The organism is Streptomyces sp. NPDC027185, from assembly GCF_055567035.1.
This window is the reverse complement of sequence record NZ_JBVHRF010000001.1, coordinates 977,023-1,002,449: the sequence shown is the minus strand read 5'-3', so window position 1 is coordinate 1,002,449 and position 25,427 is coordinate 977,023. Positions and strand designations below refer to the sequence as shown.

Annotated in this window: 15 protein-coding genes; 8 read left to right on the top strand and 7 right to left on the bottom strand. The window is 72.9% G+C overall.

The window, feature by feature from the left end:
- Nucleotides 1–35: 35 nt before the first annotated feature.
- Nucleotides 36–1,667, bottom strand: a complete 1,632-nt coding sequence (locus ACZ4M8_RS04210; protein WP_467603147.1) for a carboxyl transferase domain-containing protein — start codon at nt 1,665–1,667, stop codon at nt 36–38.
- Between the two features lie 118 nt (nt 1,668–1,785).
- Between ACZ4M8_RS04210 and ACZ4M8_RS04205 the strand changes: the two genes are divergently transcribed.
- The 3 genes from ACZ4M8_RS04205 to ACZ4M8_RS04195 all read left to right on the top strand — a co-directional run bounded on the left by ACZ4M8_RS04205 (nt 1,786) and on the right by ACZ4M8_RS04195 (nt 4,670).
- On the top strand, nt 1,786–2,415 hold the full coding sequence (locus ACZ4M8_RS04205) for an SACE_7040 family transcriptional regulator (protein WP_467603146.1): 630 nt from the start codon (nt 1,786–1,788) through the stop codon (nt 2,413–2,415).
- Nucleotides 2,416–2,493: 78 nt separating this feature from the next.
- Nucleotides 2,494–3,651, top strand: a complete 1,158-nt coding sequence (locus ACZ4M8_RS04200; protein ID WP_467603144.1) for an acyl-CoA dehydrogenase family protein — start codon at nt 2,494–2,496, stop codon at nt 3,649–3,651.
- Between the two features lie 107 nt (nt 3,652–3,758).
- Entirely contained in the window at nt 3,759–4,670 is a 912-nt protein-coding gene (locus ACZ4M8_RS04195; protein ID WP_467603143.1) for an acyl-CoA thioesterase, read from the top strand.
- Nucleotides 4,671–4,891: 221 nt separating this feature from the next.
- Here ACZ4M8_RS04195 and ACZ4M8_RS04190 read toward each other — a convergent pair whose 3' ends face one another.
- Nucleotides 4,892–5,689, bottom strand: coding sequence for a phosphatase (locus ACZ4M8_RS04190; RefSeq protein WP_467603142.1), 798 nt, complete (start codon nt 5,687–5,689; stop codon nt 4,892–4,894).
- An 860-nt stretch (nt 5,690–6,549) separates the two neighbouring features.
- Between ACZ4M8_RS04190 and speB the strand changes: the two genes are divergently transcribed.
- Nucleotides 6,550–7,527, top strand: coding sequence for an agmatinase (gene speB / locus ACZ4M8_RS04185; RefSeq protein WP_467603140.1), 978 nt, complete (start codon nt 6,550–6,552; stop codon nt 7,525–7,527).
- Between the two features lie 260 nt (nt 7,528–7,787).
- On the opposite strand, the gene ACZ4M8_RS04180 is transcribed toward speB, so the two are convergent.
- The 4 genes from ACZ4M8_RS04180 to ACZ4M8_RS04165 all read right to left on the bottom strand — a co-directional run bounded on the left by ACZ4M8_RS04180 (nt 7,788) and on the right by ACZ4M8_RS04165 (nt 12,056).
- Nucleotides 7,788–8,063 (bottom strand): hypothetical protein, encoded by a 276-nt coding sequence (locus tag ACZ4M8_RS04180; protein ID WP_467603139.1) that lies wholly within the window; start codon nt 8,061–8,063, stop codon nt 7,788–7,790.
- Nucleotides 8,064–8,207: 144 nt separating this feature from the next.
- Nucleotides 8,208–8,987 carry a TetR/AcrR family transcriptional regulator gene (locus ACZ4M8_RS04175; protein WP_467603137.1) on the bottom strand — a complete coding sequence of 260 codons (780 nt, stop codon included), beginning with the start codon at nt 8,985–8,987 and terminating at the stop codon, nt 8,208–8,210.
- A complete protein-coding gene (locus ACZ4M8_RS04170; RefSeq protein WP_467603136.1) occupies nt 8,984–11,269 on the bottom strand; it encodes a YhgE/Pip family protein in 2,286 nt (761 codons plus the stop codon). The genes ACZ4M8_RS04175 and ACZ4M8_RS04170 overlap by 4 nt, the downstream gene beginning before the upstream one ends.
- A complete protein-coding gene (locus tag ACZ4M8_RS04165) occupies nt 11,241–12,056 on the bottom strand; it encodes an ATP-binding cassette domain-containing protein (protein WP_467603135.1) in 816 nt (271 codons plus the stop codon). The genes ACZ4M8_RS04170 and ACZ4M8_RS04165 overlap by 29 nt, the downstream gene beginning before the upstream one ends.
- 215 nt (nt 12,057–12,271) lie before the next feature.
- Here ACZ4M8_RS04165 and ACZ4M8_RS04160 point away from each other — a divergent pair, with 215 nt between their 5' ends.
- The 3 genes from ACZ4M8_RS04160 (at nt 12,272) to ACZ4M8_RS04150 (ending at nt 21,001) form a co-directional block, all read left to right on the top strand.
- On the top strand, nt 12,272–15,091 hold the full coding sequence (locus ACZ4M8_RS04160) for a discoidin domain-containing protein (RefSeq protein WP_467603133.1): 2,820 nt from the start codon (nt 12,272–12,274) through the stop codon (nt 15,089–15,091).
- 473 nt (nt 15,092–15,564) lie between these two features.
- Nucleotides 15,565–19,473, top strand: coding sequence for an ABC transporter ATP-binding protein (locus ACZ4M8_RS04155; RefSeq protein ID WP_467603132.1), 3,909 nt, complete (start codon nt 15,565–15,567; stop codon nt 19,471–19,473).
- A 115-nt stretch (nt 19,474–19,588) separates the two neighbouring features.
- Complete coding sequence (locus ACZ4M8_RS04150) at nt 19,589–21,001, top strand: S28 family serine protease (RefSeq protein WP_467603130.1); 1,413 nt, start codon at nt 19,589–19,591, stop codon at nt 20,999–21,001.
- An 84-nt stretch (nt 21,002–21,085) separates the two neighbouring features.
- On the opposite strand, the gene ACZ4M8_RS04145 is transcribed toward ACZ4M8_RS04150, so the two are convergent.
- Nucleotides 21,086–22,915, bottom strand: a complete 1,830-nt coding sequence (locus ACZ4M8_RS04145; protein ID WP_467603129.1) for a glycoside hydrolase family 3 protein — start codon at nt 22,913–22,915, stop codon at nt 21,086–21,088.
- Nucleotides 22,916–23,131: 216 nt separating this feature from the next.
- Here ACZ4M8_RS04145 and recD2 point away from each other — a divergent pair, with 216 nt between their 5' ends.
- Nucleotides 23,132–25,369 carry an SF1B family DNA helicase RecD2 gene (gene recD2 / locus ACZ4M8_RS04140; RefSeq protein ID WP_467603127.1) on the top strand — a complete coding sequence of 746 codons (2,238 nt, stop codon included), beginning with the start codon at nt 23,132–23,134 and terminating at the stop codon, nt 25,367–25,369.
- Nucleotides 25,370–25,427: the final 58 nt, after the last annotated feature.

Below are 25,427 nucleotides of genomic sequence, written 5' to 3'. Positions count from 1 at the left end.
GGCCTTCGAAGTCCCTCTCGTGTGCGGCACGTCGCTCACATCCGGAAGACGCCGTAGCCGGGCGCCGCGGCGTCCCGGGCGGGCAGCGGGGCGTTGGCGCAGGCGGTCAGCGCCAGGCCGAGCACCTGGCGGGTCTGGAGCGGGTCGATGACGCCGTCGTCCCACAGCCGGGCGCTCGCGTAGTAGGCGTTGCCCTGTGTCTCGTACTGCGCGCGGATCGGGTCCTTGAAGGCGTTCTCCTCGTCGGCGCTCCACTCCTCGCCGCGCGCCTCCATCTGGTCGCGCTTGACGGTGGCGAGGACGGAAGCGGCCTGTTCGCCGCCCATCACGGAGATCTTGGCGTTCGGCCACATCCACAGGAAGCGCGGTGAGTACGCCCGGCCGCACATCGAGTAGTTCCCGGCGCCGTACGAGCCGCCGATGACGACGGTCAGCTTGGGCACGCGGGTGCAGGCGACGGCGGTGACCATCTTCGCGCCGTGCTTGGCGATACCGCCGGCCTCGTACTGCCGGCCGACCATGAAGCCGGAGATGTTCTGGAGGAAGACCAGCGGGATGCCGCGCTGGTCGCACAGCTCGATGAAATGGGCGCCCTTCTGCGCGGACTCGGAGAAGAGGATGCCGTTGTTGGCGACGATCCCGACCGGGTGGCCGTGCAGGTGCGCGAAGCCGGTGACCAGCGTCTGGCCGTACTCCGCCTTGAACTCCGCGAACCGCGAGCCGTCGACGAGCCGGGCGATGACCTCGCGGACGTCGTAGGGCGTACGGGAGTCGGCGGGCACCATGCCGTACAGCCCGGCCGGATCGGCTTTGGGCTCCTCGACGGGCCGCACCGACCAGGGCAGCGGCGGGCGGTCGCCGAGCGTACCGACGAGGGTGCGGACGATCCGCAGCGCGTGTGCGTCGTCCTCGGCGAGGTGGTCGGTGACGCCGGAGGTCTTGGCGTGCACCTCGCCGCCGCCCAGCTCCTCGGCGGTGACGACCTCCCCGGTGGCGGCCTTCACCAGCGGCGGGCCGCCGAGGAAGATGGTGCCCTGGTTCCGCACGATGACCGCCTCGTCGCTCATCGCCGGGACGTACGCGCCGCCGGCGGTGCAGGAGCCGAGGACGGCGGCGATCTGCGGGATCCCGGCGCCGGACATCCGCGCCTGGTTGTAGAAGATCCGCCCGAAGTGCTCGCGGTCGGGGAAGACCTCGTCCTGCATCGGCAGGAACGCGCCGCCGGAGTCGACGAGGTACAGGCACGGCAGCCGGTTCTCCAGCGCGATCTCCTGCGCCCGCAGATGCTTCTTGACCGTCATCGGGTAGTACGTGCCGCCCTTGACGGTGGCGTCGTTGGCGATGATCAGCGTCTCGCGGCCGGAGACCCGGCCGATCCCGGCGATCACCCCGGCGGCCGGTGCGGCGCCGCCGTACATCCCGTCGGCGGCCAGCGGCGCGATCTCCAGGAACGGCGAGCCCGCATCCAGCAGGGTGTCGACGCGCTCGCGGGGCAGCAGTTTGCCGCGGGCGGTGTGCCGGGCGCGGGCGCGCTCACCGCCGCCGAGCCGGGCGGTGGCCAGCTTCTCCCGCAGCTCGTCGGCGAGCGCGCGGTGCGCCGCCTCGTTGGCGCGCCAGGAGCCGGACGCCGGATCGGCGGCGCTCCCCAGCACCGGTGCCTGCTCCATCAGTACGCGCTCCCTTGCTCGGTCACCGCGGGCCGCCACGGGGCCCGGCGGTTAATGGCCGTTAACGTCGCTCCATTCAGGTTAACGACCACTAACCCCACTGTCTACAATTGCGTTCATGAGCAACGCGTCCGATCCCGCCCCGACCAGCCGCCGCGAGCAGATCCTCAAGGAGGCGGCCCGGCTCTTCGCCGAACGCGGCTTCCACGGCGTCGGCGTCGACGAGATAGGGGCCGCCGTCGGCATCTCCGGCCCCGGTCTCTACCGCCACTTCGCCGGCAAGGACGCGATGCTCGCCGAGCTGCTGGTCGGCATCAGCGAGCGGCTGCTGGACGGCGGCCGGATGCGGGTCGCCGAGGGCGGTGAGAGCCCCGCGGCGGTGCTGGACGCGCTGATCGACGGGCACATCGACTTCGCCCTCGACGACCGCCCGCTGATCACCGTCCACGACCGGGAGCTGGACCGGCTGCGCGAGACCGACCGCAAGCGGGTGCGCCGCCTCCAGCGCGAGTACGTCGAACTGTGGGTGGCGGTCGTCCGCGAGGTACACCCGGCCCCGTCGGAGGCGGAGGCGCGCGCCGCCGTCCACGCGGTCTTCGGCCTCCTCAACTCCACCCCGCATCTGGCCCGCCCCGGCTCGCTGCCGGGCCGTACCGAGATGGCGCGGCTGCTGCGGCGGCTGGCGCTCGGGGCGTTCGGCGCCATGGCGGGCGCCGTGGACGCCGCCGGTGCGCCGTCCGGTGGTTGAGCGTCTCTGGACACCGTGCTGACCGGCCGGTAGCTTTCGCTGAGCAAGCGCTTAGGCAGCGATCCGGAGGAGGCGGCCGTGCGTCGCACAGTGTTCAACGAGGACCACGAGGCGTTCCGCGAGACCATCCGCGCCTTCATCGAGGCCGAGGTCGTCCCCGTCTACGACCAGTGGATGGAGGCCGGCGCCGCCCCGCGCGACTTCTACCGCAAACTGGGTGAGCTGGGTGTCTTCGGCATCGAGGTCCCCGAGGAGTACGGCGGCGCGGGGGAGACCAGTTTCAAGTTCACCGCGGTCATCACCGAGGAGTGCGCCCGCGCCGGCGTCAGCTTCGGCGGCTCCAGCGTCCACACCGCGCTCTGCCTGCCCTACCTCCTCGCGTACGCCACCGAGGAGCAGAAGCGGCGCTGGCTGCCGCCGTTCGTCACCGGTGACATGATGACGGCCATCGCCATGACCGAGCCCGGTACCGGCTCCGACCTGGCCGGGATGAAGACCACCGCCAAGCTCTCCGAGGACGGCAGCCACTACGTCCTCAACGGCGCCAAGACCTTCATCACCGGCGGCGTCCTCGCCGACCGCGTCATCGTCTGCGCCCGCACGGCCCCTCCGTCGCCGGAGGACCGCCGCGCCGGCATCACCCTCCTCGTCGTCGACACCACCTCCGAGGGCTACGCCGTCGGCCGCAAGCTCGACAAGCTCGGCCTGAAGACCTCCGACACCGCCGAACTCTCCTTCACCGACGTCAAGGTGCCCGTCACCGACCGGCTCGGCGAGGAGGGCAAGGCGTTCTCCTACCTCGGCCAGAACCTCCCGCAGGAGCGGCTGAGCATCGCCGTCGGCGCGTACGCCCAGGCCGCGGCGGCGGTGCGGTTCGCCAAGGAGTACGTGCAGCAGCGCGAGGTCTTCGGCAAGACCGTCGCCTCCTTCCAGAACACCAAGTTCGTCCTCGCCGACTGTCAGTCGGAGGTGGACGCGATGGAGGCGTTCGTCGACCGCGCCCTCGACACGCACGACGCCGGAGAGCTGACCGCCGCCGACGCCGCGTCCGTCAAGCTCTTCACCACCGAGCGCGCCGCCGTCGTCATCGACAAGTGCCTCCAGCTGCACGGCGGCTACGGCTACATGCAGGAGTACCCGATCTCCCGCCTCTACGCCGACACCCGCGTCAGCCGCATCTACGGCGGCACCAGCGAGGTCATGCGCTCGATCATCGCCAAGTCGATGGGGCTGTGACCGGGGTCCGGTCCCGGCAGAACCTCTGAGACGGCGTACGGACCCGGCACCCGGCCACCCGGGTCCGGGTCCGTACGCCGCATCGCACCCGAACGGAACCGCACGACGTGAACGACGCCCTCAAGGATCTGCTCGACCTGCTCGATCTGGAGCGGATCGACCAGGACATCTTCCGCGGCACCAGCCGGGCGTCCCTGGTGCCCCGCGTCTTCGGCGGGCAGGTCGCCGCCCAGGCGCTGGTCGCGGCGGGCCGCACCGTCCCCGCCGACCGGCCGCCGCACTCCCTGCACGCCTACTTCCTGCGGCCCGGCGACCCCGGCGCGCCGATCGTCTACACCGTCGACCGGATCCGCGACGGGCGTTCCTTCACCACCCGCCGGGTCGTCGCCGTGCAGCACGGCCGGCCGGTCTTCCACCTCTCCGCCTCGTTCCAGGTCCACGAGGCGGGGCTGGAGCACCAGGAGCCGATGCCTAAGGCGCCCGACCCGCTGTCGCTGCCGACCGCCGCCGAGACGCTGCCCCGCCACGCGGACCGCTTCACCGATCCGGACGTCCCCCGGCGGCTGCTGCGCGCCCGCGCCGCCGTCGACCTGCGCTACGTCGATCCGCCGCCGTACGCCACACCGGGGGAGCCGCGCGAGCCCCGCTCCCAGGTGTGGTTCCGCACCAACGGATCGCTCGACGGTCTGCCGCCCGCCGCCGGCGGCGAGCCGTTCGCCCGGCCGCTGCTCGACATCTGCCTGGTCACCTACGTCTCCGACATGACGCTGCTGGACTCGGTGCTGCTCGCCCACGGGCGCGGCGGCTGGGCGGTCGGCGACGTCGTCGGCGCGAGCCTGGACCACGCCATGTGGTTCCACCGCCCCCTGCGCGCCGACGACTGGCTGCTCTACGACCAGGAGTCCCCCACCGCCCAGGGCGGCCGCGGCCTCGCCCGCGGCCAGATCTTCACCGCCGACGGGCAACTGGCCGTCTCGGTCGTCCAGGAGGGCGTGGTCCGGGTGCCTCGGGGGGCTTGAGGCGGGTTTTCCGGGGTGGGACGGGCCCCGGGGGAGCGGGCCGGGTGCCCCGGGGGCGGGTGTCCGGGCGGCCGGGGCGTACGGGGTGGTGGTTGCCCGTACGTCCCGGTGCCGGTGTGTGGAGCGGTGGTCTGCCGGTCGGCCCGGTGGCCCGTCGGTCGCCCTGGCCCGTTGCGGCTCGGTGCCCGTCCCGTCCGTCGTCCCCTCCGTCCCGGTGCGGGTCAGAGCAGGCCGGCGGCCTTGAGGAGGTACGCGGTCAGGGGGTCGTAGTGGCGGGGGCTGCGGACATGGTCGTCCAGGGGGATCGTCACGCGCAGCGTGCCCTCGGCCTCGGCGAGGAAGAGCGCCGGGTCGTTGCAGTCGGCGAAGCCCACCGCGTCGATACCGCGCTGCGCCGCGCACCCGGCCCAGCCGTGGTCGGCCATCACCAGATCGGGCAGCGGGCGGCCGGCCCGCTCCAGCCCGTCGAGGACCGCGGCCATCGGCGCGGGGGAGTGGGTGTGCCACAGCGTCGCCCCGCGCTCCAGCATCGCCACCTCGCCGAACTGGAACACCATCCCGTCGTCGGCCTGGAGTCCGTCCGGCACCACGACGATGTCGCAGCCCCGGGTCCGCAGCGCCTGGGCGGTGGCCCGGTGCACATCGAGCAGTCCGCCCGGGTGCCCGGTGGCGAACAGCACCCGCTGCCGCCCCGCGGCCGCCTTGTGCAGCACCGCCGCCGCCCGCTCCAGCGCGTCGACCGTCAGCTCGGGATCGATGGTGTCCTGCCCGCTGCGGTGGTGCGGGTCGTCGATGACCCCGCACCGCTCCGCCATCACCGCCAGGACGTCCTGTTCGTCCGTCCACCGGTCGCCCAGCTCCAGCCCGAACCAGTAGTGACGGTCGCCGTTGGCGAGCCGCCGGTAGTGGGAGAGGTTGTTCTCCCGGGGCGTGGCGACGTCACCGGCGATCCGGGTCCGTACGAGATGGTCGACGAGTTCGGCACGGGTGGGGACGGCGTCCACGGTGGGTATCGGCATGGCGCCATTGTGCCCGCAGCGGGTGACGGCGGGCGGGCCCACCGGATTTCGGGGCGCGGAGGGCGCCTTCGGGCGGTGCGTTCCATGGCGAAGACGGCGAGGCTTCCGGCTTCCGCGTCAGGCCCGGCTCTTCGAGCGGGTGGCGCCCCGCGCCGTCGAACGAGGCGGTCCTGACGGCGATCTCCGTATCGGGGAAGAGGCCGGGTGGCGATGGCGGGGCCCGGACGGCGGCGACGGTGGCCGGGCCGGATCCGGTAGGGCGGTGGGAGACGGTCCGGGGCGGTGGCGGTGGCCTGCTGGAGCCCGGGTCTGTGGGAGCGGGAGGCCCGTGACGAGGCTCGGGCGGAGGGCGCGCCGGGACCTGTGCCTGGCCCGGGGCCGGGAGGGGCGTGCGAGGTCGGTGGCCGGGGCGGAGCCGTGGGTTTCGGGAGCCCGGCCGGTGGGGGCTGGTGGTTCGGGCCGGCTTCGGGGGCGTACGGGATCTCATGCCCGGCCCGGAGGCGGTTTCGGGGTGGGCGGGCCGCCGCGTCCGGCTGGGGGTCTCTGCGCCGGGCGTGAGGCCGGAACGGGGCCTTGGATTCCCGGGGCCGGTGGGCCGGGCGTGAGGCTGGGGCGGGGCCTTGGATTCCCGGGGCCGGTGGGCCGGGGGGCTGGTTCGGCCTAGGGGGCGTACGAGGCCCGCGCCCGGCCGGGGCGGGCGGGGCGGCGCGCCGGGCTCGGGGCCCTGCGCCGGGCTCGGCCCCGGCCGGGCGCGTGTTCTCGGTGGGCGGCTCCCGCCTGGCCGTTCCGTCGAACGGTGCGCGGCCGACTCACGTAAATGTCCATCCCCCGGCGCCCCCGTGCTCTCTACTCTCGCCCTCATGACCACCGCATCCGCCGCCGCGTCCGGCCCTGTCGGTCCCACCGACTCCTCCCGCGTCCCGCGTTACGCCGGGCCCGCGACCTTCGCCCGTCTGCCCCGCCTCGACCAGGTCGGCGCCGCCGATGTCGCGGTGGTCGGCGTGCCCTTCGACACCGGTGTCTCCTACCGGCCCGGCGCCCGCTTCGGCGGCAACGCCATCCGTGAGGCGTCCCGCCTGCTGCGCCCGTACAACCCGGCACAGGACGCGTCCCCCTTCGCGCTGGCGCAGGTCGCGGACGCGGGTGACATCGCCGCCAACCCGTTCCACATCAACGAGGCGGTCGAGACGATCGAGGCGGGCGCCGACGATCTGCTCGCCACCGGCGCCCGTCTGATGACGCTCGGCGGTGACCACACCATCGCGCTGCCGCTGCTCCGCTCCGTCGCGAAGAAGCACGGCCCCGTCGCCCTGCTCCACTTCGACGCGCACCTCGACACCTGGGACACGTACTTCGGCGCCGAGTACACCCACGGCACGCCGTTCCGCCGCGCCGTCGAGGAGGGCATCCTCGACACCTCCGCCCTCTCCCACGTCGGCACCCGCGGCCCGCTCTACGGCAAGCAGGACCTCACCGACGACGAGAAGATGGGCTTCGGCATCGTCACCTCCGCCGATGTGATGCGGCGCGGCGTCGACGAGATCGCCGACCAGCTCCGGCAGCGCATCGGCGACCGTCCGCTCTACATCTCCATCGACATCGACGTCCTGGACCCCGCGCACGCCCCGGGCACCGGCACCCCCGAGGCCGGCGGCCTCACCAGCCGCGAACTCCTGGAGATCCTGCGCGGCCTGGCCTCCTGCCACCTCGTCTCCGCCGACCTCGTCGAGGTCGCCCCGGCCTACGACCACGCGGAGATCACGTCGGTGGCCGCCTCCCACACGGCGTACGAACTCACCACGATCATGGCCCGTCAGATCGCGGCGGCACGCGGCTGACACGACGGAGGGGAGCGGACGGGCGACAGCTGCCGATGCTGCCGCCCGTCCGCCTTTTCCGCGCCTTCAGGGGGCGGCGTGCCCGAGGGGCGGCGTGCCCGAGGGGCGGCGTGCCCTGATGGGCGGTCGGCCCGGTGAGGGCTTGGGCGGCGGGGAGCGGCCCGGTGGCCTGGGACCCGGTGACCTCGGGGTCGGTGGGTGGCCCGGCGCTGCCGTCGGCCGCGGCTCGGCCTCGGCGTGGGCCGCTCCCTGAACGGCGCTCAGTCAAGGTCGAGGTACTCGGGTGACGGGCGGGCCAGTTCGGGGTTTTCCACCGTGTACCGATCGCCGTGGAGCGCGCGCATCGCCCAGTGCCACGCCTCGTCGTGAAAGACGAGCCCGCGGTACGGGGCGCCCTCCGGCTCGTACGGGTACCGCTCCAGGGCGGCCTGCTCGGCCTCCGCCGGCGTCAGCCCGCCGTGCTGCCGCATCACCCACGCGTAGCCACGCCGCTCGGCCCGCAGACAGTCGAGGTACTCCGCCTCACTCCACATCACGGCCCCCACGGTAGAAACTCGCTACGGGGACAGGGCCGGGCACCGGAGGGGCGCAGCGGCCACCGTGGAGTACCGGCGGCGGCTGCGTACCGGCGACTGCGCCGCGCGGGCCCGAGCGCGCCTCGCTCTCCGGCCCGCGCGTGCTCAGGCGGGAGCGGCGTGCCCGGTGGCGCGCGGCGCACGGGGCCGGCGGGCCGGGCGGGATATGCGCGAGCCGGGGGCCGGGGGAATGGCCACGGACGGGCCCGGGGGCGCGACGACGGGGCCGCCGATACGGCCCTGGAGCAGCCGGGACAGCGCGGCGTGGACGTCCTCGACCGTGCGGTGCGGCTGGAAGGACTGCCAGTCGAGGGCGGCCACCAGCACCATGCCCAACAGCGCGGACGCGGTGAGCGGGACGTCGATCTCCTCGCTCAGCTCCCCGGCGTCGACCGCGTCCCGCAGGACGGATTCGACGACGGTCAGCGCGCGGCCGCGCACCGACCGCAAGGTGGTGCGCCAACTGCGGTTGGTACGCCACAACTCGGCGACGTACAGCTGGGTGAGCGCGGGAGCGCCGGCGATGAACTCCAGGCCGGCGCGGATCATCGCGTCCACGGCGTCGATATGGGTGCCGCCGCGCGCCGTCGCCTCGTCGCAGGCCTGGCGCAGGGAGGCGGCGAGCAGGTCGATGCCGTCCCGCAGCAATTCCTCGAAGAGGACGTTCTTGCTGGTGAAGTTGTAGTAGACGGTGCCCTTCGCGACCCCGGCGCGCTCGGCGATCTCGTCCACCGTGGTGGCCGAGAAGCCCTGCTCGGCGATGAGCGTGACGGCGGCCTCGAAGAGCTTGCGGCGGGTGCTCTCCCGCCGGGCGGCGCGGGAACCCGCCGCGGGGGCGGTGCCGTCAGCGGCACCGCCCCTACGGCCTGTGGCGGTGTCGGTCACAGGCTGAGTTCCGGATGCAGGTCCTTCATCCGGACGACCTGCCGGCCCCGCGCGGTCAGCGAGGTCAGGGCCAGCGAGGCGACGGTGAAGACCGCCAGCACGATGCTGCCCTGGGTGACGACCGAGAGGTCGCCGCCGGTGATCAGACGGCGCAGCCCGTCGACGACGTAACTCATCGGCAGGAACGGGTGGATCGCCGCGAAGAACCCGGGGCTGGTCTGCACCGGGTAGGTGCCGCCCGCCGAGGTCAGCTGGAGCATCAGGATGACCAGGGTGAGCACCCGGCCCGCCGGTCCGAAGACCGCGCTCAGCAGCTGGATCAGGGCGGTGAAGCACGCCGTCGCCAGCAGCAGATAGCCGACCGTGGCGGTCGCCCGCGCCATCTCCAGGCCGAGGCCCCAGTGGAGTACGGCCATCAGCGCCAGGACCTGGGCCACGCCGATCGCGAAGGCCGGGAGCCAGGAGCCGAGGGCTATCCGCCAGCCCGGCGCGCCCGCGGCGAGCGCCCGCTTGCTCAGCGGCTGGAGCAGCATGAAGGCGACCATCGCGCCGACCCACAGGGACAGCGGGATGAAGTACGGGGCGAGGCCCGTGCCGTAGTTGGGCGCCTTGTGCATCGACTTGGCGGCCAGTTCGACCGGGTCGGCCATGACCTCGGTCCGCGCGTCGCGCTGCTTCTTGTCGTAGTCGGGGATCTTGTCGACGCCGCTGTTCAGGCCGCTGGCCAGCTGGTTGGAGCCGTCCTTCAGCTTGTACAGGCCGCCGTTGAGGGAGACCGCGCCGTCCTTCAGCTTGCCCAGGCCGCCTGCCAGCTGGTCGGTGCCGGTCTTGGCGTCACCGATGCCGTTGTGGACCTGGCCCGCGCCGTCGGCGAGGTCGCCCGCGCCGTCGGCGAGCCGGCCGCTGCCGTCGGCGATCTTGGCACTGCCGTTGGAGAGCGCGCCCAGCCCGGTGGCGAACCGCTCGGCGCCGTCGGCCACCTGGTGCGCCCCGGCGTTCAACTTGTTGATCTGCGCGATCTGGCCGTCGGCGTTCTTCGCGAGGGCCGGCACCTGCTCGGCGACCATCACCGCGCCCTGGTGGATCTCGCGCAGCTTGGCGCGCTGCGCGCCGAGGTCGAGGCGGGAGAGGGCGCTGTCGACCTTCTCCGCCGCGTCCGCCGCGGCGGCGGTACCGACGGCGACGCCCTTCAGCTCCGGGCACTCGGCGTTGGTGGAGCCGGCGGTGCACTGCTTGCGGTAGACCGCGGCCGCGTCGTCGGCCGCCTGCCGTGCCTTGGCCGCGGCGGTCCTGGAGTTGCCCGGCAGCGTGCCCAGGTCGTGGTCGAGGGCCTCGGTGAGGTCGGCGACGAACCGCGCCCCCTTGGCGATCTCCTCGCTGTGCTTCTTGAGGTAGGGGAGGTCCTTCTTGGCGAGGCCGTTGACCGCCGTGGCGAGCTGCTGGGTGCCGTCGGCGACCTGCCCGGCGCCCTTGCTCAGCTGCTGGGCCTTGGCCTGTGCCTGGCCGATGCCGGAGTGGAGGTCGGATGCGCCCTTGCCGAGCTGCCCGGCCTTGTCGTGCAGGGTGTCCGCACCGTCGCTGACCTTGCCCGAGCCCTCGTTGAGCTTGCCGAGACCGCCCGACAGCTTGCCGGTGCTCTCCTCGGCGGTACCGAGCCCGTCGGCGAGTTTGCCCGCGCCCTCCTTGGCGTCGTGCAGCCCGTCGTCCAGCTTTCCGGCGCCGTCGGCGGCCTTCTGCGTCTGGTCGTGGAGGTCGGAGAAGGAGACGAAGATCTTGTCGAGGAACTGCCGCGACGACTTCGCCGACGTCTTGGCCCGGATCTCCGAGAACACCGTCTTGGAGATCGAGCCGACGATGTAGTTGTTGGCGTCGTTCGTACGGACCTGGAGCGCGCCGGTCTGCGGGGAGTCGCCGCCGCTGGACGCGATGCGCTCGCTGAAGTTCGAGGGGATCGTCAGCGAGAGGTAGTACCTGCCGTCCTCCAGGCCCTTCGCCGCCTCACCGGAGCCGACCTCCTGCCAGTCGAACGTGTCGCTGTCGCGGACGCTCTTGGCGAGCTGGGAGCCGGCGTCGAGCTGTTTGCCGTCGGCCGTGGCGCCCTTGTCGTCGTTGACGAGGGCGACCGGGATCTTGTCCAGGCGACTGTAAGGGTCCCAGAAGGAACAGAGGTAGAGCGCTCCGTAGAGCAGGGGGATCAGCGTGAGAGCGATGATGCCGAGCCGGGGGAGTGTGCCCCGGCCGAAACGCCTCAGCTCAAGCGCGGCCAGTTTCGGCGAACGCATGCGCTGTTTCCTCCTCGTGGGTGTCGGCCGGGCCCTGCGGGCCGGCGGTGGTCGTGGCATCGGTGGTGGCGCCCGGTGCGGCCGTGGCGCCGGAATCCGTACGGACGATCAGCGCGTCCTCGGGGGCGTCACCGGCGACGGCGACGACGGTGGTGCCCGCCGCCGCCAGATCGCGCAACAGGCCCCAGATCTGGTCGCGTTCGGCGGCGGAGAGCTTGAGGTCGATGTCGTCGACGGCGAGCAGGTGCGGCTCGTGCAGCATGCCGAGCGCCAGGGACAGCCGCAGCGCCTCCGGGCGTTCGAGGTCGCGGACGGCGGTGTTCAGCCCCTTCGGCAGGGTGTCGGGGTCGAGCCCCACGGCCGCCAGTGCCGCCTCGATCCGGGCCCGGCGCTCCTGCTTGTGGCGGCGGCCCCAGGAGAGCCCGCCGAGCGGGGAGCCCTTGAGCCGGCCGACCAACAGGGCCTGTTCCTTGAGGTGTTCGGCGACGGTGAGGGCCGGCTCCAGCTCGGCGACGCCCGGCACGTGGGCGACCGCCGTCCGCCCGCGCACCGCGCCCATCCGCTTGGGCAACGGGAAGCCCGCGACGGCGGCCTGACCCTCGGCGAGCCGCATCCGGCCGGTGAGGGCGAGCAGGAGGCAGGTGCGGCCGGAGCCCGAGGGGCCCTGCAGCGCGATCAGCGCACCGGGCTCCGCGGAGATGTCGACACCTCTGAAGGCCCATCCGCGCGGTCCTTTGACGCCGATCCCCTTGGCGATGACCGCCGCCCCTTGACGGGTGGTGTCCACTGCCCCTCCTTTGATCTGACTGGTCAGTCTAAAAGTTTGCCGCATCGATCTCCGCTTGACCAATCGGAGCCCCGTCAAATGCCCGATTTCGGTGCGCTCGGCGGCGCGACGTGCTTAAGGTCACCCCTGACGTCGCAAGGACGCCGCGATACCCCCAGGAAGCGGCCCGCGCCGGGCAGTTGCGGAGCAGGGCCGCACACGGACGACGGAGAGCGATGAATCACACGGCACGGCATCCGGCGTACCCGCCATCCCCCGAGCGTCACCCCGTGGCCCGCACGGCCGCCCGCTCCCGCAGGGTGCTCGCACCGCTCGTCGCGGTGACCCTGCTCGCGGCCGCGGCCCCCGCGTCGGCCACCGTGCGTCCCCGGGCCGCCGCGCCCGGCGCCGCCCCGCACGCCGGGGCCGACCGGGGAGCGCCCTGCGGAAAGGGCCCGGGATGGACGGCCGGTTCGACCCGTATCGACCCCGAGGACAGCCACCACGCGTACGTCGGCAACGGCTATCTCGGCCAACGCGTTCCGCCCAACGGCACCGGCTATGCCGCCCCCGGCGGGGTCACCGGCTGGCCGCTGAAGACCCCCGCCTACGACGGATCGTTCGTCTCCGGGCTCTACGCCAAGGGCCCCGCGAACGTCGAGGGCCGGCAGGCCGTCGCGGCGATCCCCACCTGGACCACACTCGACGTGACCGCCGGCGGACCGGGCGCCGAGACCTACTCCTCCGCCACCCCCGCCGCCCGCATATCCCACTACCGGCAGATCCTCGACCTGCGCTGCGGCTACCTCCGCACCTCCCTGACCTGGACCACCGCCGACGGCCGCGCCACCGACCTCGTCTACGACGTCCTCGCCGACCGGACCGACGCCCACACCGGCGCCGTACGCCTGCGGATGACCCCGCACTGGAGCGGCACGGCGACCGTCACCGACGCTCTCGACGGCCGCGGCGCCCGCCGGATGAAGGCCACCGGAACCTCCTCCGCGCACGGCACCATGGACGTCGCCTTCCGCACCGACGGCACGGCCACCGATGGCGCCGTCGCCTCGACGCTGCGCCCCGGGCCGCGGATCCACGCCCGCCCGGCCCGGGTCCCGGCCCGCGCCTCCGGGCTGACCAACCGGCAGCGCGTCACCTTCCCCGTCCGCAGCGGCCGCGGCTACGAACTGACCAAATACATCGGCGTCGACACCGCCCTGACCTCCCGCTCGCCCCGCGCGGCCGCCCGCTCGGCGTCGTTGCGGGCCGCCGGACGGGGCTGGCCGGCGCTCTTCGCCCGCCACACCGCCGCCTGGCGCGCCCTGTGGCGCAGCGACATCGAGGTGGCCGGCCAGCCCGAACTGCAGTCCTGGCTCCGCTCGGCGCAGTACGGACTGCTCTCCGCCACCCGCGCCGGAAACCGCAACAGCATCGGTCCCACCGGACTGACCAGCGACAACTACGCGGGCGAGGTCTTCTGGGACGCCGAGACCTGGATGTACCCGAGCCTGCTGGCGAGCCACCCCGCGCTCGCCCGGTCCATCGTCGACTACCGCTACCGGACCCGTGCGGGCGCCCGCGCCAACGCCCGCAAGCTCGGCTACGCCGGGCTGTTCTACTCCTGGACCAGCGGCAGCAAGGGCGATCTGTGGAGCGAGTGCCACAGCTGGGACCCGCCGCACTGCCGCACCCAGAACCACCTCATGGGCGACATCTCCCTCGCCACCTGGCAGTACTACCTCGCCACCAAGGACACCGCCTGGCTGCGGTCGCGCGGCTGGCCCGTGCTCAAGGGCATCGCGGAGTTCTGGGCCTCCCGCGCCACCCGAAACGCCGACGGCAGCTACTCCGTCAAGAACGTCGCCGGTCCCGACGAGTACAGCAACGGCGTCGACGACGGGGTCTTCACCAACGCGGGCGCCGCCACCGCGCTGCGGCACGCCCTGCGCGTCGCCGCCGTCCTCGGTGAGCCGGCCCCCGCGGCCTGGCGCACCATCGCCGACAAGCTGCGCATCCCCTACGACGCCAAGAACAAGGTCTTCGCGCAGTACGCCGGATACCGGGGCACCACCATCAAGCAGGCCGACACCGTGCTGCTGATGTACCCCCTGGAATGGCCCATGACCACACAGCAGGCGGCGGACACACTCGACTACTACGCGGCCCGCACCGACCCGGACGGCCCGGCCATGACCGACTCCGTCCACGCCATCGACGCCGCCGCCCTCGGGGAACCCGGCTGCGCCGCCTACACCTACCTCCAACGGTCCATCAAGCCGTTCGTCCGCGGCCCGTTCGCGCAGTTCTCCGAGGCACGCGGCGACAAGGCGGGTGCCGAGGACCCGCACGCCGGGCAGCCCGCCCAGGACTTCCTCACCGGCAAGGGCGGCTTCCTGCAGACCTTCACCCACGGCCTGACCGGGCTGCGGCTGCGCGAGAACGCCGTACACCTCGACCCGACGCTGCCGCCGCAGCTCTCCCGTGGTGTCACCCTGCGCGGTCTGCGCTGGCAGGGCCGGACCTACGACGTGGAGATCGGCGCGCACCGCACACGCGTCCGGCTGACCGCCGGCGCGCCCCTGCCGGTCGAGACACCGCAGGGCACCCGGACGGCCCGTATCGGCGCGCCCGCCGTCCTCACGACCCGGCGGCCCGACCTCACGCCCACGGACAACGCCGCGCGCTGCACCCCGGCGACGGCGACGTCCGAGGAGCCCGGTATGTACGCGGGCGCCGCCGTGGACGGCAACTCCACCACCGCGTGGGTGCCCGACGCCGCCGACGGCACGCTCACCACCGACCTCGGCCGCGTCACGACCGTCGGACAGATCACCCCGCACTGGAACGCGACGCAGCCCGTCTCCTACACCGTGCAGGTCTCGCGGGACGGCAGCCACTGGACCGGCACCGGATACGCGGGCCGCACACCGGCGCGGTACGTCCGCGTCACGGTTCACGGCGATCCGCGGCCGAACCCTGACGGGACGCCGAAGAAGCGCCCCGGCATCACCGAGCTGACGGTGGACGAAGCCCGCGAGGGCCGCGCCGGGAACTGACCCGCACCGCCACCACCGCGCCCCGCGGGGGCGGCCGGAACGGGACCCGCTGCCCGGCCGCCCCCGCACACCGCCCGTGTCACGGTCGGCCGGATATCGCGCCCTCCGCTCGGCCGGCCGCACCCCCGCCCTGCCCGCGCACGTGGAGGAGAGCGCCGGCCAGCAGGCCGAAGGAGACGGCGCCGTACCGCTCGGGCAGTACGGCTACGGGACTGAAGAGGCCGCCGCTGAAGAGGCCGCGTGTGCGATTCCGTGTTCTCATGTCACTCAGCGTGACGGTCGGCGGGCGTGGACGCCATCAGGGATGTCCCTGATATCGCCCCTGACGGCCCTGACACCTTCTCGGGGACGAACCCTGATTTCCGCACCGACCGCCGCGCGAAGTGTTACGGCGGGATGAAATCGGCCGACCGCGATGTTGGAGATTTCCGTCAAGGACAAGGCGCGGGAGGCACCGGGTGGCGGGGACGGACATGGCAGAACAGAGCTGGGCGCGGAGGCTGGCGTACGACTGTTGGCGGCACCGGACGGATGTGCTGCTGGCCCTCGGCTCCTCGCTGGGCGGGATGGCGGTCATGGCGCTGGTCCCGCTCATCCCGAAGCTGATCATCGATGACGTGATCGTCCGCCACGACCGCTCGCTCGCCCCCTGGGCCTCCCTCATGATCGTCGCAGCGGTCGTCGTCTACGCCCTCACCTACGTCCGCCGTTACTACGGCGGGCGGCTCGCCCTCGACGTCCAGCACAACCTCCGCACCCGTATGTACGGCTCGATCGCCCGCCTCGACGGCCGGCGCCAGGACGAGCTGAGCACCGGTCAGGTCGTCGGCCGCGCCACCAGCGACCTCCAGCTCATCCAGAGTCTGCTCTTCATGACCCCGATGATGATCGGGAACGTCCTGCTCTTCCTGGTCTCGCTGGTCGTGATGCTGGTGCTCTCGCCGCTGCTCACGGTCATCGCGCTGGCCGTCGCCCCGGCCCTGTGGTTCGTCGCCAAACGCAGCCGCGCACGGCTCTACCCCGCCACCTGGTACGCCCAGAGCCAGGCCGCCGCGGTCGCGGGGGTCGTGGACGGCGCGGTCTCCGGCGTCCGGGTCGTCAAGGGCTTCGGGCAGGAGCGGCAGGAGACCGGCAAGCTCCGGGAGGCGGGCCGCAAGCTCTTCGCCGGACGGCTGCGCACGGTGCGCCTCAACGCCGTCTACAACCCCGCTCTCCAGGCCGTCCCGGCTCTCGGCCAGGTCGCGATGCTGGCCCTCGGCGGCTGGATGGCCACCCGGGGCGAGGTCACCCTCGGCACCTTCGTCGCCTTCTCCACCTACCTCGCCCAGCTCGTCGGCCCGGTCCGGATGCTGGCCATGGTGCTGACCGTCGGCCAGCAGGCACGGGCCGGCGTCGAGCGGGTCTACGAGCTCATCGACACCGACCCGGTGGTGGAGGAGCGGCCCGACGCCCACGTCCTCCCCGCCGACGCCCCCGCCACCGTCGAGTTCGACGCCGTGACCTTCGGCTACGGCGGGGCCACCGGGCCCGAGCCCGACGCCGGGACCCCGGCCGCCGACGGCACCTCCGGCGAGCCCGCCCCGGGCGGAGCCACCTCCCGCCCCGTACTGGACGGCTTCTCGCTGCGCATCGCCCCGGGCGAGACCGTCGCCGTCGTCGGGCGCTCCGGCAGCGGCAAGTCCACCGTCTCCCTGCTGCTGCCCCGCTTCTACGACGTCTCCGCCGGGCGCGTCCTGATCGGCGGCCACGACGTCCGCGACCTCACCCTGGAGTCGCTGCGCTCCGCCATCGGCCTGGTGCCCGAGAGCAGCTTCCTCTTCTCCGACTCGGTGCGCGACAACATCGCGTACGGCCACCCGGAGGCCACCGACGAGCAGATCCGTACGGCCGCCCGCGCCGCGCAGGCCGACGGTTTCATCCGTGAGCTGGCCGAGGGGTACGACACCAAGGTCGGCGAGCAGGGCCTGACGCTCTCCGGGGGCCAGCGGCAGCGGATAGCGCTGGCCCGCGCCATCCTCACCGACCCCCGGCTGCTGGTGCTGGACGACGCGACCTCCGCCGTCGACGCCCGGGTGGAGCACGAGATCCACGAGGCGCTGCGCGGGGTGATGGCGGGCCGTACGACGCTGCTCATCGCCCACCGGGCCTCGACCCTGGCCCTCGCCGACCGCATCGCCGTGCTCGACGGCGGCCGCCTCGTCGACGTGGGCACCCAGGAGGAACTCACCGCCCGCTGCCCGCTCTACCGGAGCCTGCTGACCGACCCGGACGAGCTGGGCGGCGTCCCGCACGATCCGGCCGGGGAGGTGGCGGGCGCCTTCGGCGGCGAATCCGCCGCGACCGGTCTGCTGGACCCGTTCCCCACGGACCTCGGGGAGGTCCGCCCCGACGGCGCACTCCCGGACGCCGTTCACCCCGACGGCGCACACCCCGACGGCGCGCGCCCTGCCGCCCCGGAAGGCGCCCCCGGGCCGGACGGCATCACCCCCGAGCTGTGGGTCCGCCGCGACCCCGACGGCGCCCCGGAGGGCATGACCGGACCGGCCGCCACCCCCGAACTCCTCGCACAGGTCGCCGCCCTCCCGCCGGCGACCGACACCCCGGACATCGACGAGGAGCGGGCCGCCGCGGCCGAGGGCTCGTACGGTCTGCGGCGGCTGCTGCGCGGCTTCGGCGGGCCGCTGCTGATCGCCCTGGGCCTGGTCGCGGTGGACGCCCTCGGCGGTCTCCTCGTCCCGGTCCTCATCCGGCAGGGCATCGACGAAGGCGTGCGCCGCGGGGTGCTCGCCGGGGTGTGGACGGCCGCGCTTCTCGCCCTGGTGACGGTGGTCGTCCAGTGGGCCGCGCAGATCGGCGGCAACAGGATGACCGGCCGCACCGGCGAGCGCGTCCTGTACTCCCTCCGCGTCAAGATCTTCGCCCAGCTCCAGCGGCTCGGCCTCGACTACTACGAGCGCGAGCTGACCGGCAAGATCATGACGCGGATGACCACGGACATCGACGCGCTGTCGACGTTCCTGCAGACCGGCCTGGTCACCGCCGTCGTATCGGTGCTGACCTTCGGCGGCATCCTCGTCGCCCTGCTCGTCATCGATGTCCAGCTGGCCCTGGTCGTCTTCGCCACCCTCCCGCCGCTGATCCTCGGCACGTACGTCTTCCGCAAGCAGAGCGTCAAGGCGTACGAGCTGGCCCGTGAGCGGATCAGCGTCGTCAACGGCGATCTCCAGGAGAGCGTCGCCGGGCTGCGGATCGTCCAGGCGTTCCGGCGTGAGGGCATGGGCGCCGCGCGGTTCGCCGACCGCAGCCACGCCTACCGCCAGGCCCGGGTCCGCGGCCAGTTCCTGATATCCGTGTACTTCCCGTTCGTGCAGCTGCTGTCGTCGGTCGCCGCCGCCCTGGTGCTGATCGTCGGCGCCGGACGGGTCGGCGCGGGCACCCTGACGGCCGGTGCGCTCGTCGCCTACCTCCTCTACATCGACCTGTTCTTCGCCCCCGTCCAGCAGCTCTCCCAGGTCTTCGACGGCTACCAGCAGGCATCCGTCTCGCTCGGGCGGATCCAGGAGCTGCTGCGCGAGCCGAGCACCACACCCGCCGCCGCGGACCCCCGCCCGGTGCCCGAGCTGCGCGGCGAGATCACCTTCGACCGTGTGGACTTCCGCTACGGCACGGACCCCGACGGCGCCGAACAGGCGCTGTCCGACATCAATCTGACGATCCCCGCAGGTCAGACCGTTGCCTTCGTCGGTGAGACCGGCGCCGGCAAGTCCACCCTCGTCAAGCTGGTCGCCCGCTTCCACGACCCGACCGGCGGTGCCGTCCGCGTCGACGGCATCGACCTGCGGGAGCTGGATCTCACCGGCTACCGTCACCGCCTCGGCGTCGTGCCCCAGGAGTCGTACCTCTTCGCCGGTACGGTCCGCGACACCATCGCCTACGGGCGGCCGGACGCCACCGACGCGGAGGTGGAGGCCGCGGCCCGCGCGGTCGGCGCCCATCCGATGATCGCCGCCCTCGACGGCGGCTACCTCCACGAGGTCGCCGAGCGTGGCCGTAACCTCTCCGCAGGTCAGCGCCAGTTGCTGGCCCTGGCCCGAGCCGAGTTGGTCGACCCCGACATCCTGCTGCTCGACGAGGCCACCGCCGCCCTCGACCTCGCCTCCGAAGCCGTCGTCAACCAGGCCACCGACCGGCTCGCCGGGCGCCGCACCACTCTCGTCGTCGCCCACCGCCTGACGACCGCGGCCCGCGCCGACCGGGTCGTGGTGATGGCCCACGGCCGCGTCGCCGAGGACGGCTCCCACGCCGAACTCCTGGCGCGCGACGGCCGCTACGCCGCCCTGTGGCGCGCCTTCACCGGTGGGGAGGTGACGGCGCGGGTCTGATCCGTACGGCCGGCGGGGCGCTCCTCCGCCAGTCAGACGTTACCCATCGGTGCTGGTCGGCCCCGATTCCCCCGGGTAGGTTCGGCGCGAATTCCGCGACCCCTGGGGAGGGATCATGCGAAGAACGTTCCGTTGGCTGGTGCCGCTCGCCGTGCTGATCGGCACGGCGGGCGCGACCAGCGTTCCGGCCGGAGCGGCCACCGCCGCGCCGGAGGCGAAGGACATCAAGGAGCGCCTGCTCGCGATACCGGGCATGCACCTGGTGGAGGAGAAGCCGGTTGACGGCTACCGCTACTTCGTCCTCACGTACACCCAGCCGATCGACCACCGCCACCCGGCGCGGGGCACGTTCGAGCAGCGGCTGACGGTGCTGCACAAGGCGGTCGACCGCCCGACCGTCTTCTACACCTCGGGCTACAACGTCAGCACCACTCCGTCCCGCACCGAGCCGACGCAGATCATCGACGGCAACCAGGTGTCCCTGGAATACCGCTACTTCACGCCCTCCCGGCCGCAGCCCGCCGACTGGAAGAAGCTGGACATCCGGCAGGCCGCCGACGACCAGCACCGCATCTACCGGGCACTGCACGGCATCTACGGCAAGAACTGGATCGCCACCGGCGGCAGCAAGGGCGGGATGACGGCGACGTACTACCGCCGCTTCCACCCCGGCGACATGAACGGCACCGTCGCCTACGTCGCGCCCAACGACGTCGTCAACGACGAGGACTCCGCGTACGACCGGTTCTTCCGCACCGTCGGTACCCAGGAGTGCCGCAGCGCGCTGCACGACATCACCCGCGAGGCGCTCAACCGCCGCGACGAGATGGACGAGCGGTTCGCCCGCTGGGCCGAGAAGGAGAAGAAGACCTTCCGCCTCTTCGGCTCCGTCGACCGCGCCTACGAAGTGATGGTGACGGACCTGGAGTTCGGCTTCTGGCAGTACCAGCCGGCCGCGACCGCCTGCAAGGACGTGCCCGCCCCGGACGTCTCCACCGACGCGCTGTGGACGTGGATGGACGAGGTCGGCGGCTTCGACAGCTACACCGACCAGGGCATGGAGCCGTACACGCCGTACTACTACCAGGCCGGCACCCAGCTCGGTGAGCCCGGATACGGCTACCCGCACCTCAAGGGCCTGCTGAAGTACCCGGGCATCAACAACTCCCGCACCTTCGTGCCGCGCGAGATCCCGATGCGCTTCGACCGGCGCGCCATGCCCGACGTGGACCGCTGGGTGCGCCACCACGCCCAGCGGATGATGTTCGTCAACGGCCAGTGGGACCCGTGGAGTTCGGAACACTTCGAGCTGGGCAAGGGCGCCCGGGACTCCTACGTCTACACCGTCCCCGGCGGCAACCACGGCTCCAACATCGCCAAGCTCAAGGACGCGGACCGTACGAAGGCCACCGCCTCCCTCCTGAAGTGGGCGGGCGTCGACACCGGCGGCAAGGCCACCGCACAGGCCCCCCACGACCGGAAGCTGGACCGCCAGGAACTGCGCCGCACCCCGCCCCTGCGCCCCTGACCTGCGCATTCCGGCACGGCCACGGTTGACAAAACGATACGGCGCGCCCCTTTGCCCGGGAGGGGCGCGCCCCGTACCGCGATGTCAGTACGTCAGTCCGTGGCCGACCGGGTACAGCTCCTCGTCCGGTGTGTCGGCCCGCATCACCGGCACCGGCAACCGGCCCCGGGGCGACCGCCGCCCGGCGATCACCCGCGCCGCCGCCCGCACCTCGACATCGGTCCACCCGTAGGACGCCAGCCCCGCGCGTACCCCGTCGAGCTGCGCGAGGTCGTACGGATTGCGGACCGCGAGCTGCACCACCGGCTTTCCCGTGGCGAGCAGCGCCTCGACCAGCGTGCGCTGCGGGGAGCCGGGCGTGACGTCGTACGTCGCGACGACCACGGCGTCCCGCCCGGTCAGCGCCGCCAGCGCCGCGCCGATCAGCTCCCCGTCCGGTGCCGTGCCCGTGGACAGCGCGGTCGCGGCGAAACCGAGGCCGGTCAGCTCCCGGGCCAGCACCTCGGTGGGCGGGCCGCCCGTCCCGGACGGCGCGGCCGGGTCCGCCCCCACCACCAGCACCCGGCGCTCACGGCGGCGGGAGAGCGGCAGCACCCCGCCGGTGTTGCGCAGCAGCGTCGTCGTCCGGTCGGCGAGCGCGTCGGCCGTGTCCAGGTGGCGGCGGACGCCCACCACCCGGTCGACCGCGGCCCGCGAGGTGTACGGGTCGGCGAACAGTCCGCGGCGCTCCTTGAGCAGCAGGATCCGCTCCAGCTTGGCGTCGACGGCCTCCTCGGACAGCTCACCGTCCTTCAGCGCGCGGACGACCGCGGCGTGCGCGACGGCGAGGTCCGGCGGGTTGAGCAGCTGGTCCACCCCGGCCTTGAGCGCCAGCACCGGCACCCGGTCGTCGCCGTACTTCTCGCGGACGCCCTGCATCCCCAGCGCATCGGTGATCACCACACCGTCGTAGCCGAGCCGTTCGCGCAGCAGTCCGGTGAGGATGGGGTGCGAGAGGGTCGCCGGGTCCCCGCTGGGGTCGAAGGCGGGGACGACGAGGTGCGCCGTCATGATCACGTCGATGCCGGCGGCCACGGCGGCCCGGAACGGCGGCGCGTCCAGCCGCTCCCACTCCTCGGCGGTGTGGTGGATGGTGGGCAGCCCCACGTGGCTGTCGACGTCGGTGTCGCCGTGCCCGGGGAAGTGCTTGGCGGCGGCGGCGACCCCCGCACCCTGGTAGCCGTGCACCTGAGCGGCGACCATCCGCGCCGCGGCCTGCGGGTCGGAGCCGAAGGAACGGACGCCGATGATCGGGTTGGCGGGGTTGACGTTGACGTCGGCGTCCGGGGCGAAGTCCTGCCGGATACCCATCGCGTACAACTCGGCGCCGCTGATCGCGGCCGCGGTCGTGGCGTCGGCGCGCGAACCGCCGGCGCCGAGCGCCATCGCCCCGGGCAACAGGGTGGCGGGCGCGCCGATCCGGGCGACGATGCCGTGCTCCTGGTCGGTGGAGATCAGCAGCGGGACGGGCAGCCGCTGCGCCGCGCCCGCCCGCTGGATGCCGTTGGACAGCTCCGCGATCTGGTGCGGATCGCGGGTGTTGTGCGCCCAGCTGAAGTAGATGATGCCGCCGACGTGGTACTTCGCGATGAGTTCGGCCGCGTTCGCGACGCCGATCTCCTTGCGGTTGGCGTCCACGTCGGCCGGGTCCGGATCGGTGGCGGAGTGCCCGTAGACCCGCATCACGAAGAGCTGACCGGCCTTCTCCTCCGGTGTCATACGGGCGATGAGACGCCGCATCCGCTCCCGTACGGCGGTGGGGGCGGCCCCCGGGCGGGCTGGGGCAGGGCCCGCGGCGGCCGCGGGGACGGCGCCCGCGGCGCAGGCGGCGGCCGCCGCCGCGGCGGTGGTCAGGACGGCACGTCTGGAGTGCATGTGCGCTCCTTCCGGCGGGCTTCCCCGGCGAAATGAGGGACGGTTGGAGGATCACGGATAGCCCGAAAGTGCCGCCCGGTCAACGACCGGTTGACCGGCGCCGCCCGGCGGTTGCGCCCCGGACGGCGCCGTGCCCGCACGGCGGGACCGTCCGCCGGCTTCCGACCGAACGCCGCGCGGACCGCGTTGTCAGACCCCGGCGGTACCGTTCGGAGCATGGGCAACGCGGTCAACGCCTCGGTGGTCGAAGGGGTCCTGGAGCGGATCACCTACGCCAACGAGGAGAGTGGTTACACCGTCGCGCGCGTCGACACCGGGCGCGGCGCGGGCGAGCTGCTGACGGTCGTCGGCGCGCTGCTGGGGGCGCAGCCCGGTGAATCCCTGCGGATGACGGGCCGCTGGGGCTCCCACCCGCAGTACGGCAAGCAGTTCACCGTCGAGAACTACACCACCGTCCTGCCCGCCACCGTTCAGGGCATCCGCCGCTACCTCGGCTCGGGCCTGATCAAAGGCATCGGCCCGCGCATCGCCGACCGCATCACCGAGCACTTCGGCGTCGCCACCCTCGACGTCATCGAGGAGGAGTCGGCCAGGCTGATCGAGGTGCCCGGCCTCGGCCCGAAGCGGATGAAGAAGATCGCCGCGGCCTGGGAGGAGCAGAAGGCCATCAAGGAGGTGATGATCTTCCTCCAGGGCGTCGGCGTCTCCACCTCCCTCGCCGTACGCATCTACAAGAAGTACGCGGACGACGCCATCGCCGTGGTGCGCGAGCACCCCTACCGCCTGGCGGCCGACGTCTGGGGCATCGGCTTCCTGACGGCCGACCGCATCGCGCAGGCGGTCGGCATCCCGCACGACAGCCCCGAGCGGGTCCGCGCCGGTATCCAGTACGCCCTGTCGCAGTCGGCGGACCAGGGGCACTGCTTCCTGCCCGAGGAGCAACTGATAACCGACGCGGTGAAGTTGCTCCAGGTGGACACCGGCCTGGTCATCGACGCGCTGGCCGAGCTGGCGGCGGACCCGGAGGGCGTGGTGCGCGAGAAGATCCGGCAGGGCGGTGGGGAGGAGCCCGTCACCGCCGTCTACCTGGTCCCCTTCCACCGCGCCGAGCTGTCCCTGGCCGGCCGGCTGACGCGGCTGCTGCGCACCCCCGAGGACCGGCTGGCGGTCTTCGGCGACGTCGACTGGGAGCGCGCGCTGGCCTGGCTGGCGCGGCGCACCGGCGCCGACCTGGCGCCGGAGCAGCGCGAGGCGGTACGTCTCGCGCTGACCCGCAAGGTGGCGGTGCTCACCGGAGGCCCGGGGTGCGGCAAGTCCTTCACGGTCCGTTCGGTGGTCGAACTGGCCCGCGCCAAGAAGGCCCGGGTGGTGCTGGCCGCGCCCACCGGGCGGGCCGCCAAGCGGCTGGCGGAGCTGACGGGCGCGGAGGCGTCGACCGTTCACCGGCTGCTGGAGCTGAAGCCCGGTGGGGACGCCGCGTACGACGCCGACCGGCCGCTGGAGGCCGATCTGGTGGTGGTCGACGAGGCGTCCATGCTCGATCTGCTGCTCGCCAACAAGCTGGTCAAGGCGGTTCCGCCGGGCGCCCATCTGCTGCTGGTGGGCGATGTCGACCAGCTCCCGTCGGTCGGTGCGGGGGAGGTGCTGCGGGATCTGCTCGCCGACGGCGGCCCGGTGCCGTGCGTTCGGCTGACCAGGATCTTCCGCCAGGCCCAGCAGTCCGGCGTGGTCACCAACGCGCACCGCGTCAACGCCGGGAAGCCGCCGCTGACCCAGGGCCTGCGGGACTTCTTCCTCTTCGCCGAGGAGGACACCGAGGCGGCCGGCCGGCTCACCGTCGACGTGGTGGCCCGCCGCATCCCCGCGACCTTCGGCCTCGACCCCCGGCGGGACGTCCAGGTGCTCGCCCCGATGCACCGCGGACCGGCCGGGGCGGGCGCGCTCAACGCCCTGCTCCAGCAGGCGGTCACGCCGGCGCGCCCTGAGGTGCCGGAGCGCCGCTTCGGCGGCCGGATCTTCCGGGTGGGCGACAAGGTCACCCAGATCCGCAACAACTACGAGAAGGGCGCCAACGGCGTCTTCAACGGCACCGTCGGCGTGGTCACGGATATGAACCTCGACGACCAGCGGCTCGTGGTCCGCACCGACGAGGACGAGGAGGTTCCGTACGACTTCGACGAGCTGGACGAGCTGGCGCACGCCTATGCGGTGACGATCCACCGCTCGCAGGGGAGCGAGTATCCGGCGGTGGTGATTCCGGTCACGACGGGCGCCTGGATGATGTTGCAGCGGAATCTGCTGTATACGGCGATAACCCGGGCAAAACGCCTGGTGGTGCTGGTGGGGTCCCGAAAGGCTCTGGGGCAGGCCGTACGCACCGTGTCCGCCGGTCGGCGGTGCACGGCGCTCGATCGGCGACTCGCGGGTGCCGTCGGTGTCGCCCAGCTTCCCTAATCGGGTCGAAGGGGCGCAGGATGGTCAGGTAAACGGCACTCAGTGCCGCCCGAAGGCC